This window comes from Microbispora bryophytorum (genome assembly GCF_006874465.1).
In the GTDB taxonomy this organism is placed as follows: Bacteria; Actinomycetota; Actinomycetes; order Streptosporangiales; family Streptosporangiaceae; genus Microbispora; species Microbispora bryophytorum.
In genome coordinates this window covers 32,805-46,331 of record NZ_VIRL01000009.1, presented here as the reverse complement: position 1 = coordinate 46,331, position 13,527 = coordinate 32,805, and the positions used below count along the sequence as shown (strand labels likewise).

The following is a 13,527-nucleotide window of genomic DNA, read 5'->3' as shown; positions in this document are numbered from 1 at the left end:
CCGTCTCCGGCGAATTCCTTTGCGGTCTCTTGGCGTAAAGCCTGCGCGCTTTGCCGTACGCGGAGGGGATCTCCGTCACGCGCCGTCGGGATCAATGAGGCAGGGCAGCGGGCAGGGGGCCCCTCTTGGGGGAAACGGGACCCAGAGGTAGATCTTCTGGGCGGTATGCGGCTTTTACTTTGCTACATCCTGACTCGTCCTGTAGTGTCCTATTTGCCGCCGACCGGTGGCTGGATTGGACTTGGAGAGGAGATCACCGTGGGTGACCCCACATCGATCTCCGAGCCAAGGCATCTCGGATCACACGTCTGACTCACGACGGCCTTCCGGCCGATCGCCATAGCTTCAGCGCACACGCCTCCGGGTGACTGACATCTCCTGCCCGGACACGTGGCCCGTCTTCGCGGTCTGCCGCATGCAGGTCCCTAGATGACGCATGGCCATTCTCTGTCGTCTCACGAAAGATCCCCAGCCCTGATGAAGACTCTGTTTGACGTGCGTGGCAACCGACGCCTCACCGCCGCGGCCACGCTCGTCGGTGCGGCGGCAGTCACCGCGTCCCTCGTGGCCGCCGTGCCCGCGCCCGTCGAGCAGCCGGTCAAAGAGGCCGTCAACATCTCCGCCGCCATGCCGGCGCGCCAGCCCTCCCTCGCCATCCCGGCGCACGAGGAGGTCCTGCTCCAGGGCAGCACCACCGGCTCGTACTTCTGGGACGACGCCTCCGGCCGCCAGGGCGACACCGGTCTGCCGGCCATCGGCAAGCCCATGCAGCAGGGGATGTTCGCCAGCCCGAGCTGGCCGCTCGGCACCGAGGGCTACATCTTCTACAAGGGCAGGAAGGCCAAGTTCTTCATCGGCGACCGGGGCCCGGGCGTCCCGTCGGACAGCGGCGTCATGCTCGACATCGACGGCAAGACCTTCGCCGAGCTCACCGGCACCGACTGGAACGAGGACACGCTGACCGTCGGCGGCGACCTCGGCCACATCCCGATCCAGTACGTCATCACGAAGTGGGGCGACGGGCCGGGCCTGCGCGGCGAGCCGGTGCCGTTCTCCAGCGGCGCCTGGCGGAGCTGAGTCACGACATTTCGATCAGTGAGCGATGTGCGCGACCTTCGCGGGGCTGCTAAGGTTACCGACATCGCAGGCGCCGCTAGCTCAGTTGGTTAGAGCAGCTGACTCTTAATCAGCGGGTCCGGGGTTCGAGTCCCTGGCGGCGCACCAGACGAAAGCCCAGGTCGGCACTGCCGGCCTGGGCTTTGTCTATGTGCTCGTCGTCTCCGCGGCTCACCGCGCCCCACCGCGCCCCTCCCCCCGGTTCACGGACCGTGAGCGCAGCGTAGGGGACCTGTGGCGCGCACAGTGCAGGGACCGGCCGCTGTTTGCCCGCGACGTCAAGCCCGCTGGTCGGCCTGGTTCAAGGACTTCGTCGACGGCGGCATCGCCTCGCTGGTCCGTGTGATGCGGATGACCCCGAGATGCTGGAGGACCGCATTCCCAAGACCTCGGGCAAGTGGGCGGTCGCTTCGATGCCGTCCTGGGAGGCCGGGGCGACCGTCATCGGCAACGTCGGCGGCTCGCCCAGCGCTGTGCTGAAGGGGTGCGCACAGAGGGCGTGAAGACCGCGTCTTCTCGATCAAGAGGACGCTGCGGCCTGCCGCCGGGACGGCCCTCTCATGCCCGGTTCAGATTTCCGCGCAGGTTCGGAGTTTTCGCGGCGTCAAGTCTGAGCCTCTGCTCGGCCCTCGCCCTCTACCGCTCGGCTGTCTCCCGCTCGGCTGTCCGCCGTGTGGCTTCCTGTCGCTCGCTCTTTGTCGCTCACCTCCCTCCCCAAGGTTTGCGGGCCGTACTGGGTTGTGACCCCACGTTTGTGCCGGTCAGGCTTGTTTTCGAGCATGTGTTCGGTTAGTCTTTGGAGTAGTTGTTACGGGTGAGCATGGTTGGTGCTCTGGTCTGTGGCCCATGTGCCGGGTTGATGAAGTAGCCGAGTCTGTGTGAGTAAGTCCCGGTCCGGGCGGCCGGGAACCCGTCGTGCTTTCGTCTCCGGTTGTGGAAGGGGGTGCCCGCCGATGCCAGGCCCGTCCGCGCCTGCCTTGTTTCCGCCGCCCCCCGCTCCTCAGGGGCGGACCCATCGGCCCCTGTCGTTGGCGCCCCGCGGGCCCGGCGCGTCGTCCTCGTCGCCTGTATCGCCTGCGGCGCCTGTGCCGGCCGCTTCAGATCATGCCCATTCCTCCTCTTCGTTCGGCATGGGCACGGCCGGCGTGTTTCCACCGCCGCGAACCGCGGTGCCGATTCCGGACGGGCTCACGCTGATCCCTCCAGGTGCGGAGCTGGCCGGACTGCTGGCCGCGGTGAACGTGGAGCGCGTGTCGGGCTTCGACACGGTTGAGGTGCTCAAAGCGGCCTACCGGCAGATATGTCATGACCGGGCGTGGTTCTTGCGGGCCTTGCTGGAGGTGGGGCTGCGGGACTCGTTCTCGGGTGACGAGGTGGCGCGGCTGGAGGTGCCGGATGAGTTCGGCCCGGATGAGGCGCGGGCGGCGCTGGTGTGGTCACGCCGCCGCGCCGACTCGACCTTCGAGCTGGCCTGGAATGTCCACCGCCGGTTGCCGATCCTGGGGGAGGCGATGCTGGCCGGGACCCTGGACGAACCCCGGGCGGTGGCGTTCGTCCGCTGGACCGTTGGGTTGACCGACGAGCAAGCCGCCTTGGTGTGTGAACAGCTGGTGCCCCAGGCGTCGTCCTGGACGGTGGGGGAGCTGATCGAGCGAATCCAGCGCCTGGCGTTGGCGATCGATCCCGCCTGGGCGGAGCGCCGGTACGCCGAGGCGGTACGCCGCCGCCGGGTGGTGGGGACTCGCAACGAGGACGGCACCGCGACGGTGTCCGGGCTGGACCTGCCCCTGGATCGGGCGGCGGCCGGGTGCGACCGAATCGATGAGCTGGCTCGGGCGTGCAAGCGGGCCGGTGACCGCCGTCCGATCGATCACATCCGGGTGGACCTCTTCCTCGGGAGCCTGGACGGCACCTTCGAGGGGATGTCGGATGAGGAGATCATCACGCACATCCTCTGCCACCCCTTCCACGACACCACCGACCCCCTCGGCACCCCAGAAGACGATGCCGGCAACACCCCCGACGGTGGCGACGATCCCGGCGGCGGCAACACTCCCGGCGGTGACGACAACCCTGACGGTGGCGACGATACCGGTAGCGGCATCACCCCCGGCGGTGATGACGATCCCGGCGGCGGCAACACCCCTGACGGTGACGACGATCCCGGCGGTGACGATCCCCACGGCGGCGGCGACAACCTCGACGGTGACGACGCCCCCGGAGGCGACGACGATCCTGACCACCCCGGTAGCGCTGGCAGCGTGAGCCCTGGCACTGACCTCGACCGTTTCTGCGGCGGCGGTGGCGTGCACCCTGATGGCGACCTCGATGAAAGGGACGGCGGTCGCACCGGCGGCGCTGCCGATTTCACCGACGCCTACGGGGACGCGGCCGAAGGCGACCGCGACGTCGATACGTGTAGGCGCCCGGGGATTGACTCTGGCGGATCGTCGCCCGCGAGCGGATCACATTCAACGGACCCGCACCCGGCAGGGTCGGAGGAACCAGCGCCTGGGGCGCCCGCACCTGATGATGAGACCGAACGCGGCGGGACTGGGCCCGATGCGGCTGGGCCCGATGAGGTCGCGCCCTGTGAGGCCGTGCCCTGTGAGGCCGGGCCGTGTGAGGCAGGGGCCGACAGAGCGGGGCTGCGGCATGTCCAAGCTCGTGCAGAGGCGGATACCGGTGTCTGGGCGGGCGCCGGAGGGTGGCCGGTGCGGGAGATCCGGGTCGAGTTGACCACGTTGCTCGGCCTGGACGAGCATGCCGCCCACCTGCCCGCTTGGGGAGTGATCCACCCCTGCCTGGCCCGACGCATCGTCGCAGACATGCTCGGCGGGCAATGGCGATACGCCATCTGTCACGACGACGGCCACCTGGCGCTGACCGGACTCACTCGGGCCCGCCCTCACACCCCCGGCCAGCGTCGCCCCACCCGCGACCGGCGGCGCGGCGGCATCGTCGAACTGCAGATCACCGTCAGCCGCCTGCGGGTGCTGGCCGCCCAGCCGGTCGGCGTCCTCGGGGCATGGGCACCGGTCGTCGCCGACCTGTCCGCCCACGCCACACCCCTCCTTAACCTCGGCGAGGGGGCCGCTGCACCTGACGGCACCGCACCCGGCTGTGCTGCACCCGGCTGTGCTGCACCCGGCTGCGCTACACCCGGCTGCGCTACACCCGACTGTGCTGCACCTGACGGCACCGCCCGCCTGGGTGATCCCGCACTCGACGGCAACGCCCTGGGCGGCCGCGCCCAGGACCGCGATGAGGCCGAGGCCCGGTACGAGGACCGGTGCAAGGGCTGGCACGAGGGCTGGCACGAGGACGGCACGACGGATGATGCGGCGGATGGTGCGGCGGGCAGGCGAGCAGAGGGGCTGCAGGGCGGCGCATCGGATTCGGAGCGGCGGCGGCAGGCCGGTGCGGCCTTACGACGCTATGTGCAAATCCGGGGCCGGGTCTGCTCCTGGCCCGGCTGCCACACGCCCGCCACCCGAGCCGACCAGGACCACATCCTCCCGTGGGCGGAGCAGGGGCCCACGAAGGCGGAGAACCTTCACCTGGCCTGCCGCCATGACCACCGCGCCCGGCACCACGGCGGCTGGAGCGTCAGCACGGCCGGCCCTCACCTGGTCATCTGGACCAGCCCGCTGGGGCACCGTTACCCCAGCCCTCTCCCGAAGATCATTATCTCCGCCTGCGATCCGTATCCCCGAAGCCGGCGCACCCCGTCGCCCTATCGATACCTCGGCGACCTTGCCGACACCCCCACCATGACCCCGATGCCCGAACCAGCACTTTGGCAGGAGGCTCCACAACCGGGCTCGGAGGTAGCGGCGCCATCGCGCGAACTTGACGAGCCGCCCTTCTGACATCACCCACGCATCGGCCGTCCGCCGCACTGGCAGGGAAGGCCAGGAAGTGAGTGGCCTGGCACCGAATGGCCCGGCACCCGGCACCGGGCACCCGGCATCGGACGGCCGGCTGGGCATCGAGCGCGGCTGAATCCGGAAGGGTCATAGGATGGACGCGGGGTGCCGGGAAGTCTGGTCGGCGGTCGTCGAACCAATCCCGGAAAAGGGAGCGCCTGTGGCACCTACCCGCCGACTGTCCCTCCTCGGTCCCGGTTCCCGGGCCGAGACCCGGCGCATCGCCGACATCCTCCGCAAGGAGACGATCGGTGGCGCGCTGCTTCTGATCGCCGCCGTCGCGGCCCTCGTCTTCGCCAACTCGCCCTGGTCCGAGGCGTACGCGGGGCTGCGCTCGGTTACGGTCGGGCCGGGCGCGTGGCACCTGGACCTCAGCCTCGCCAAGTGGGCCTCGGACGGGCTGCTGGCGATCTTCTTCTTCGTCGCCGGCCTGGAACTCAAACGCGAGTTCGTCGCCGGGGACCTGCGCGATCCCCGTCGGGCCGCCGTTCCCGTCGCGGCGGCCGTCGGCGGTGTGATCGTCCCGGCCCTGCTCTACCTGCTGGTCAACTCGCTCATGAACGGCGAGGCGCGGGGGTGGGCGACCCCGACGGCCACCGACATCGCGTTCGCGCTCGCAGTGCTCGCCGTGGCGGGGCGGCGGCTTCCCGCCGCGCTGCGCACGTTCCTGCTCACCCTGGCCGTTGTGGACGACCTGATGGCCATTGTGATCATCGCGGTGTTCTACACGTCGCACCTGTCGGTGCTGCCGCTGCTGGCGGCGCTGGTGCCCCTCGGAGTCTTCGCCGTGCTGGTGCAGCGGCGGGTGCGCTCGTGGTGGCTGCTGCTCCCGCTGGCCGGGGTGACCTGGGGGCTCGTCCATGCCTCGGGGGTGCACGCCACGGTGGCCGGGGTGCTGCTCGGCTTCGCCGTACCCGTCCTGCGCAGTGAGAAGGCGGGCGGCCCGGAAGCGGGACCGGGGCTCGCCGAGCACTTCGAGCACCGGTTCCGTCCGATTTCCGCCGGGGTGGCCGTGCCACTGTTCGCGTTCCTGTCCGCGGGGGTGCCGCTCGCCGGGCTGGGCGGTGTGACGAACCTGCTCGGCGACCCGGTGTCGCTGGGCGTCATCGTCGGGCTCGTCGTGGGCAAGCCGCTGGGAATCATGGTGGCCACCTGGCTGACCGCCCGCTTCACCCGTGCCGACATCGACGAGGGGCTGGCCTGGGTGGACGTCGGCGGGCTGGCGATCCTGTCCGGCGTCGGCTTCACGGTGTCCCTGCTCATCGGCGAGCTGGCGTTCGGCCTGGGCACGGCCCGCGACGCCCAGGTCAAGCTGGCGGTCCTGACCGGGTCGCTGGTCGCGGCGCTGCTGGCGACGGTGGTGCTGCGGCTGCGCGACCGCGCGTACCGGCGGCTCGCCGACGCCGAAGCCGCCGGGCCGGTGGGCGCCGAGAGCGTCGTGGGCGGGCGCCGCGGGACGTGACCATGACCCTGCTGACGTTCACCACGTGACGGGCAGCGCGGGGAACCCTCCGGCCAGCCTGTCGGTGTGCGCCTGCAGCTCCTCGTACGGCACCGCGAGCGCCAGCGTGGGGAAGCGTGTGAACAGGGAGCCGAAGACCGCGCGGAGTTCGATCCGCGCCAGGGACGCCCCGAGACAGTGGTGCGGCCCGTGGCCGAACCCGACGTGCGGCTGGGGATCGGACCGCAGGATGTCGAACATGTCGGGGTCGGAGTAGGCGCGCTCGTCCCTGTTGGCCGCCGGAGTGGACAGCATGACCAGCTCGCCCGCCCGGATCAGCACGCCCGCGACCTCGACGTCCTCGTGCGCGTAGCGCACCAGCCCGTGTTCGCTCGGCGAGGCGACCCGCATGATCTCCTCGACCGCGCCGTCCACGAGGGAGGGGTCGCTCAGCAGCGCGTCGCGCTGGGCCGGGTTGCGCAGGAACAGCAGCACGCCGTAGTCGATCTGGTTGACCGTGGTCTCGTGGCCGGCGAACAGCAGGCCGCCCGCGATCCTGGCGACGTCGTCCTCCGGCAGCGAGGCGTTCGCCAGGTCGGAGTAGACGTCCTCGCCCGGGTCGTCGCGCTTCGCCTTCACGATCTCGTAGGTGTAGGCGTTCATCTCCATCTGGGCCGCGGCGGACCGCTCGGGGTGGGTCAGGTCGGTCATCGCCTCGGCCATGGCCCGGAACCTGTCCCTGTCCTCGTACGGCACGCCGAGGAGCTCGCAGATCACCTGGATCGGCAGCGGGAGCGACAGGCCGGCGTGCAGGTCCGCGGGCGGGCCCTGCTCGGCGAGCCCGTCGAGCAGGTTCCCGACCAGCGACCCGATCCGGTCCGACAACCTCCGCATGCGCCGGGCCGAGAACGCGGGGCCGAGCAGGCGCCGCATCTCTTTGTGGACGGACCGCTCCGTGGCGTATTCGCCGGTCGGGCCGCCGAGCAGGGCGTTGTTCGACAGGCGGGCCGCGGTCTCGGGGGCCGGGTGGGAGCGGCCGAACCTGTCGTCGGCGAACACCTGCCGGATCTCCTCGTAGCCCGTGATCAGCCACGCCTCGTCGCCCATGGCGGTCGTGACCTTGGTGATCGGCGCTCTGACCCGCAGCTCGCCGAAGCCGGGGGATATCTCCAGGACGTCCGGCCGCTCGAACGGCAGCCGAGGGAGTCCGGGCATGGGTGACCTTCCCTTCGCTGGATATCGGTTCTCTTGAATCTCTCCCCTGACTTTCCGTCCGGCAAGGTAGTAAAACCGTGTCCGGTGTGACCAGAGAGGGGACGTTTGCTGCGGGCATCGCCGTACGCCCGGCCACCCCTGCCCCGCGAACACCAGCGTCGTTCCGGGGCCGGGCATGACACGGGTGGTACGGGAGGAACAGGGATCAAGTCGTGGTGAAGTCACCGCAACCGGCGGAAGATCTTCACCGATGCCGGGGTGGCGGCACCGCCCGAAGGGGGAGACCGCTTTTCACTACCAATCGTGTCCGGATGAGCACACCGTTGTCTCCCGGCACCGAGCCTGGAGGTGGTGACCAGTGCGGTTCTCAGCCGAGGACGCTGCCTGGAGACAACTGAGCAGCGAGTACGCCGGTCGATGGTCGATCTGGAGGAGCGACGCCGGCCGCTGGTACGCGACCCGGCTGACCCGGTCGCTGTCCCGGATCGAGATGGACCGGGGCCTGATCATGACCGCATGCGGCGAGAGCGCGGAGGAGCTGCGCGCGCTTCTCACCGCGCAGGAGGGACTGACGGGCCAGACGCTCTCCTCGTGACGCCCAGGACGTGGGCCCGGTCCGCCGGGCTCACAGCCCGAGAGCGCCCTCTGTGAGTGTCCTGGGACGGATGGGAAAATCCCTCTCATGACAGAACCAGCGGTTCGCGAACCCGTTCCCCCGACCGGCACGCAGCACACGATCGCCGCGCACGGATACGCGGCGACCCTCACCGAGGTGGGCGGGGGCCTGCGCGCCCTGACCTACGACGAACGGCCGCTGGTCATGTCGTACCCCGCGGACGCGCGGCCGGTGGGCGGCGCCGGGCAGTTGCTGCTGCCCTGGCCCAACCGGGTGCGCGACGGCAGGTACGACTTCGACGGTGAGAGCAGGCAGCTCGCGATCACCGAGCCCGGGACCGGCAACGCCGCGCACGGCTTCGCCCGCCTGATGCCCTGGACGGTCCTCGACCGGGACGACGCCTCGATCCGGCTCGGGCTGCGGCTGTTCCCCCAGCTCGGCTATCCCCACGTGCTCGACCTGACGGCGTCGTACGCCCTGGGGGAGGCGGGCCTGGAGGTCGAGGTGTCGGCCGTCAACGTGGGGGACGGCGTCGCGCCGTACGGCATGGGCGCGCACCCCTACCTCACCCTCGGTGACAAGACGGTGGACGACGCCGTGCTGGAGGTGCCCGCGGCCGAGTGGACCCCGGTGGACGAGCAGAAGATCCCGGTCGGCCGCCGCCCCGTCGAGGGCACGGAGTACGACTTCCGCGAGGGACGCCGCATCGGCGGCACGGTGCTCGACACCCCCTACACATCCCTGCGGCGCGACGGCGACGGGCTGGTGCGGGCCCGGCTCCGGGCCGCCGACGGCTCCCGGGGCGTGGAGTTGTGGGCCGCGCCCGGCGTCGAATGGCTTCAGGTCTTCACCGGGGACACGCTGGCCGAGCCGTACCGGCGGGCCGGTGTGGCGGTCGAGCCGATGAGCTGCCCGCCGAACGCCTTCGCGACCGGCGAGTGCCTGGCGCGCCTGGCCCCGGGGGAGCGGGTCGCCCACCGCTGGGGGATCACCGCGCTCGGGTGAGTCACCGTGCTCGGGTGTGAGGGCGCGTGGGGACGAACAGGTACTTATATCTCATGACGGGGCATGCGCGAAGATTCGGTCTGGGCGCAATGAAGGCCAGGGATGGGCGTATTTCACTTATTTTCAGATCGGCGCCGACCGCGCGGGCGTGTCCCCAGCCGGACGGCACGGGCCGGGAGTGTCGGATGGGGCGCCGCTGACGTGCGCACTCGCGGCGCGGCGCGCGAGACCGCCGGTATTTTCTCCTTCGCGGCCACCACGGATCGGGCATTGACCGGAAACAATCTTGTTTCTATGAATTCACATGACCACGGTGCGTGCCGTATCTTGAGCCGTGGGAGCGCTCCCATGAGCCTAAGGAGGCGCGCGTGACTCTCCCCTTCGGTACGGCGCCGGTCAACCCGGCCCCCGTCTGGACCGCGGAATGCCTCCTGCCCGCCGTCGGCGCGAGTGTCGCCGAGGCGCGCGCCCTGGTCCGCCGCGAGCTCGGCCGATGGGGGCTGGACGAGCTCGTCGACGACTGCTCCCTCATCGTGAGCGAGCTCGCCTCCAACGTCGTACGGCACGGCGGGAACGTCTTCACCCTCCGGCTCGGCAGCAACGGCACCTGGGTGTACGGCGAGGTCTTCGACCAGGGCGAGGGTGTGCCGAACCAGCGCGAGGCGGACCTCGACTCCATCGGCGGCCGTGGCCTGCTCATCGTGGACGAACTCGCCGACGACTGGGGAGTGGCCGGTTCGGGCCGGGGCGGCAAGACCGTGTGGTTCCTCGCCGGGGCGGGCTGCCCGTCGCCGCTGCCCGTCGTCCCGCACCAGATGCGCATCGCCGTCGGCTGACCCCGCCTGTATGACCCCCCAGAGCCGGGCGGGTTCGTCATCTCCGCAGGGAGTTTCAGCGGGTCTTCGCGCTGTCGAGACGCGCGAGCACCGTGGCCGCGATCTCCTCAGGTGTGTTCGTGGAGGGGTCCACAGTCAGGTCCGCCACCTCACGGAACCGCGGCAGCCGCAGGTCGCGCTGCTCGGTCAGCATGCGTACGAGGTCGGGCTTGAAGTGGGGGCGGTGGGGGCTCGACTTCATCCGCTCGGCCAGCACCTCGGGCGGGCCGTCGAGGAAGACCACGAAGGCGGAGGCCAGGGCCCGGCGCGTCTCGGGATCCTCGACCGTGCTGGCGGCGGCCGCGATGACAGGGGTGGGACGGGCCGCCAGCGCCTCCCGCAGCACCAGCGCCTCCCGGGCGTGCAGCTCGTCCGCGCCGACACCGGCGGCCATCGCGGCGGCGGTCGTGCCGTACCTGGCCTCCAGATCGGCGTCGCTGTCGCGCATGGGACGGCCGAGCGCGTCGGCGAGCTGCCGGGCGACGGTGCTCTTCCCCGCGCCCATGAGTCCCATCACCACAATGGGGGTATCGGTCATGACTTGCATGCTGCCCTATGCGGGGCACCGCACGCGACGTTTGGAATCCGTGGAGGGGATAGAGCAGAAGGCGAAGGAGGAACGCCATGACCATCGCCGGAAGCATCATCCTCATCATGCTGGGGGCCATCCTCACCTGGGCGGTCGACTTCACCATCGCGGGCCTCGACATCCAGGTGATCGGGGTGATCCTCATGGTGGGCGGTCTGGCCGGGCTGCTCTTCGGCATCTGGCGCCTGACGACGGTCCGCCGCAGGACCACCGTCACCGCCGCCGCCCCCGTGGACGCCGCCGCCACCCGCCGTCACGTGTACGAGGAGAGGCGCTACGACGACCCCACCATCTGATGACCCCCTCCGACGGACTTCCGACGGTCTGAAGGGAGGCATGGACCATGCCAGGACGTAAGGAACTGCCCTCGACCCTGGAGCGCTCACCCAAGGGGGCCCAGGAGACGTGGATCAAGGCGCACGACTCCGCCGTCGAGACGTACGGCGAGGGCCAGCGCGCCCACCGTACGGCGTTCGCCGCGCTCAAGCACTCCTACGAGAAGGTGGGTGACCACTGGGAGAGGAAGAAGGGGCGCGGACCGTCGGACGAGCAGGCGGAGAAGGGCACGCCGAAGCAGGGCAAGACGGCCGAGGGCGTCGACGCGAACGCCTCCAAGCAGCATCTCTACGAGGTGGCCGGCCGTCTCGGCATCTCCGGGCGATCCAGGATGACCAAGGACGAGCTCGTGGACGCCATCAAGAAGGCCAACCGCAAGGCGACCGCCAAGGCTCGCTGATCTCTTCCATGCGCCGCCGGCCGCCCCTGAGAAGGGGCCGCCGGCGGCGCTTTCACGTGGACGGCGGCTCGCTCCAGGCGGCACGCGTCCAACAGAGCCTCCAAGAGAGCGTTCACCGGGGCCTTCACCGGAGCAGGGACAGGACGGCCTCGCGGATGGCGCCCCTGTCGATGCCGGCGTCCTCCAGCTGCTCCTGTGCGGTCGCGCTGCCGGGCATGCGCGAGACCCCCAGCTTGCGCACCGGCACCGGCGCGTCGGCGAGCGCCGAGAGCACGGCGTCGCCCAGCCCGCCCTCCGGCCAGTGGTCCTCCACCGTGACGACCCTCCCGGTCGCCCTGGCCATCTCGACCAGTTCGGCCGAGTCCAGCGGCTTGATCGAGTACGCGTCGATCACGGTGACGCAGACGCCGTCCTCGGCGAGCAGGTCGGCCGCGGCCAGGGCCTCGTGCACGGCGACGCCCGCGGCCACGACGGTCGCATGGCCGCCGGTGCGCAGGATCTTGCAGCCGCCCACCGGGAACTCCTCGCCGGGGCCGTAGATCACCGGCGTCTCGCCCCGGGTCGTCCGCAGATAGCGGACGCCCTCCATGGCGGCCATGTCCGCCACCAGCCGGGCGGTCTGGTTCGCGTCGCAGGGGTACAGCACGGTGCTGCCGTGCACCGCGCGGAACGCCGCCAGGTCCTCCAGGCCCATCTGGGAGGGGCCGTCCTCGCCGATCGACACCCCGCCGTGCGACCCCACCAGGCAGATCCCGGCCCGGCTCACCGCCGCCATCCGGACGAAGTCGTACGCCCTGGTGAGGAAGGCGGCGAACGTCGCGGCGTAGGGGATCCAGCCGCGGGCGGCCATGCCGATGGCGGCGGCGACCATCTGCTGCTCGGCGATGTAGAACTCGAAGAACCGCTCCGGGTGCGCCTTGGCGAAGGCCTCCAGCTTGGTCGAGTCGGCCACCTCTCCGTCGAGGGCGACGACGTCGCCCCGCGCCGTGCCGAGCGCGGCCAGCGCCTCGCCGAAGGCGGTCCGTGTGGCCACCCGCTCGCCCACCTCGTATCCCGGCAGGTCGAGCGACCCGTCGGCGTACCGGTACGGCGTGTCCGGGGCGTCGGGCGGGCTGACCTCGACGGTGAGGGAACGCGTCCCGCCGAGCTCGCCGAGCGCCTGCTCGGCGTCCTCCAGCGGCTTGCCGTGCTTGCCCTCGCGGTTCTCCACGGCCGACACGCCGCGGCCCTTGCAGGTCCTGGCGATGATCGCGGTCGGGCGGCGGCGGGTGGCCCGGGCGTCGGCGAGCGCGTAGTCGATCTGGCCGGGGTCGTGGCCGTCGATCTCGATGGTGTGCCAGCCGAAGGCGCCGAGCCTGGCGGCGTACGCGCCGAGGTCCCAGCCGTGCCGGGTCGGGCCGCGCTGGCCGAGCCGGTTGACGTCGATGATCACGGTGAGGTTGTTCAGCCCCTCGTGCCCGGCGTGCTCGAACGCCTCCCACATCGATCCCTCGGCGAGCTCGCTGTCGCCGCACAACACCCAGACGTGGTACGGCAGGCGGTCCAGCCTGCGCGCGGTCAGCGCCAGCCCCACCCCCACGGGCAGGCCGAAGCCCAGCGAACCCGTGGCCACGTCGACGAACGGCACCTGCGGCGTGGGATGGCCCTCCAGACGGCTGCCGCGCCTGCGGAAGGTCAGCAACTCCTCGTCGGTGACGACCCCGGCGGCCTTGAGCATCGCGTAAAGGAGAGGGGAGGCGTGGCCCTTCGAGAAGACAAGGTGGTCGTTGGCCGGGTTGGCCGGATCCGCGACGTCGACGCGCAGGTGCCGCGCGAGCAGCACGGCCATCAGCTCGGCCGCCGACATCGAGGACGTCGGATGGCCCGAGCCGGCGGCCGCGGCGGCCCGGACCGAGTCCACCCGGAGCTGGGCGGCGAGTTCACACAGGAAGCGGTAGTCAAGCTCGTCCATCGCCCCCGACTACCCCGGTACGCCCCTTCGTATCACCGCGAAAGGTTCATGCCC

12 protein-coding genes and 1 tRNA gene are annotated in these 13,527 nt (G+C 70.8%); 10 read left to right on the top strand and 3 right to left on the bottom strand.

From position 1 onward, the window contains the following. Positions 1-495: 495 nt before the first annotated feature. The 5 genes from FLX07_RS17885 (at position 496) to nhaA (ending at position 6,507) form a co-directional block, all read left to right on the top strand. Positions 496-1,077: a hypothetical protein gene (locus FLX07_RS17885; RefSeq protein ID WP_308424426.1), complete on the top strand. Its 582-nt coding sequence runs from the start codon at positions 496-498 to the stop codon at positions 1,075-1,077. A 70-nt stretch (positions 1,078-1,147) separates the two neighbouring features. Further along, positions 1,148-1,224: transfer RNA gene (locus FLX07_RS17880), tRNA-Lys, on the top strand. Between the two features lie 254 nt (positions 1,225-1,478). After that, on the top strand, positions 1,479-1,619 hold the full coding sequence (locus FLX07_RS36510; RefSeq protein ID WP_167748291.1) for a hypothetical protein: 141 nt from the start codon (positions 1,479-1,481) through the stop codon (positions 1,617-1,619). 627 nt (positions 1,620-2,246) lie between these two features. After that, the gene (locus tag FLX07_RS36505; protein ID WP_167748293.1) at positions 2,247-4,988 is read left to right on the top strand and encodes an HNH endonuclease signature motif containing protein; all 2,742 of its coding nucleotides are present in this window, start codon (positions 2,247-2,249) and stop codon (positions 4,986-4,988) included. Positions 4,989-5,205: 217 nt separating this feature from the next. Then, entirely contained in the window at positions 5,206-6,507 is a 1,302-nt protein-coding gene (nhaA, locus tag FLX07_RS17865) for a Na+/H+ antiporter NhaA (protein ID WP_229689829.1), read from the top strand. 18 nt (positions 6,508-6,525) lie between these two features. Here the strand turns inward: nhaA and FLX07_RS17860 are convergent, their stop codons facing one another. Further along, the gene (locus tag FLX07_RS17860; protein ID WP_142571945.1) at positions 6,526-7,701 is read right to left on the bottom strand and encodes a cytochrome P450; all 1,176 of its coding nucleotides are present in this window, start codon (positions 7,699-7,701) and stop codon (positions 6,526-6,528) included. Positions 7,702-8,059: 358 nt separating this feature from the next. Between FLX07_RS17860 and FLX07_RS17855 the strand changes: the two genes are divergently transcribed. The 3 genes from FLX07_RS17855 (at position 8,060) to FLX07_RS17845 (ending at position 10,158) form a co-directional block, all read left to right on the top strand. Continuing rightward, positions 8,060-8,296: a hypothetical protein gene (locus tag FLX07_RS17855; protein WP_139580002.1), complete on the top strand. Its 237-nt coding sequence runs from the start codon at positions 8,060-8,062 to the stop codon at positions 8,294-8,296. Positions 8,297-8,383: 87 nt separating this feature from the next. Continuing rightward, the gene (locus tag FLX07_RS17850) at positions 8,384-9,322 is read left to right on the top strand and encodes an aldose 1-epimerase family protein (RefSeq protein WP_142571944.1); all 939 of its coding nucleotides are present in this window, start codon (positions 8,384-8,386) and stop codon (positions 9,320-9,322) included. Positions 9,323-9,690: 368 nt separating this feature from the next. After that, positions 9,691-10,158, top strand: coding sequence for an ATP-binding protein (locus FLX07_RS17845; RefSeq protein WP_167748292.1), 468 nt, complete (start codon positions 9,691-9,693; stop codon positions 10,156-10,158). A gap of 55 nt (positions 10,159-10,213) precedes the next feature. On the opposite strand, the gene FLX07_RS17840 is transcribed toward FLX07_RS17845, so the two are convergent. Further along, positions 10,214-10,735 (bottom strand): shikimate kinase, encoded by a 522-nt coding sequence (locus tag FLX07_RS17840; protein WP_208762263.1) that lies wholly within the window; start codon positions 10,733-10,735, stop codon positions 10,214-10,216. An 86-nt stretch (positions 10,736-10,821) separates the two neighbouring features. Here FLX07_RS17840 and FLX07_RS17835 point away from each other — a divergent pair, with 86 nt between their 5' ends. Next, positions 10,822-11,082: a DUF6458 family protein gene (locus tag FLX07_RS17835; RefSeq protein ID WP_142571942.1), complete on the top strand. Its 261-nt coding sequence runs from the start codon at positions 10,822-10,824 to the stop codon at positions 11,080-11,082. Between the two features lie 47 nt (positions 11,083-11,129). Continuing rightward, entirely contained in the window at positions 11,130-11,522 is a 393-nt protein-coding gene (locus FLX07_RS17830) for a ChaB family protein (RefSeq protein ID WP_142571941.1), read from the top strand. Positions 11,523-11,646: 124 nt separating this feature from the next. Here FLX07_RS17830 and FLX07_RS17825 read toward each other — a convergent pair whose 3' ends face one another. Beyond that, positions 11,647-13,473, bottom strand: coding sequence for a transketolase (locus tag FLX07_RS17825; protein WP_142571940.1), 1,827 nt, complete (start codon positions 13,471-13,473; stop codon positions 11,647-11,649). Positions 13,474-13,527 lie beyond the last annotated feature (54 nt).

Coding starts and splice junctions, on each gene's coding strand:
- FLX07_RS36510 (WP_167748291.1), top strand. CDS start 1,479: ATGCTGGAGGACCGCATTCCCAAGACCTCGGGCAAGTGGGCGGTCGCT.
- FLX07_RS17825 (WP_142571940.1), bottom strand. CDS start 13,473: ATGGACGAGCTTGACTACCGCTTCCTGTGTGAACTCGCCGCCCAGCTC.
- FLX07_RS17850 (WP_142571944.1), top strand. CDS start 8,384: ATGACAGAACCAGCGGTTCGCGAACCCGTTCCCCCGACCGGCACGCAG.
- FLX07_RS17860 (WP_142571945.1), bottom strand. CDS start 7,701: ATGCCCGGACTCCCTCGGCTGCCGTTCGAGCGGCCGGACGTCCTGGAG.
- FLX07_RS17835 (WP_142571942.1), top strand. CDS start 10,822: ATGACCATCGCCGGAAGCATCATCCTCATCATGCTGGGGGCCATCCTC.
- FLX07_RS17830 (WP_142571941.1), top strand. CDS start 11,130: ATGCCAGGACGTAAGGAACTGCCCTCGACCCTGGAGCGCTCACCCAAG.
- FLX07_RS17840 (WP_208762263.1), bottom strand. CDS start 10,735: ATGACCGATACCCCCATTGTGGTGATGGGACTCATGGGCGCGGGGAAG.
- FLX07_RS36505 (WP_167748293.1), top strand. CDS start 2,247: ATGGGCACGGCCGGCGTGTTTCCACCGCCGCGAACCGCGGTGCCGATT.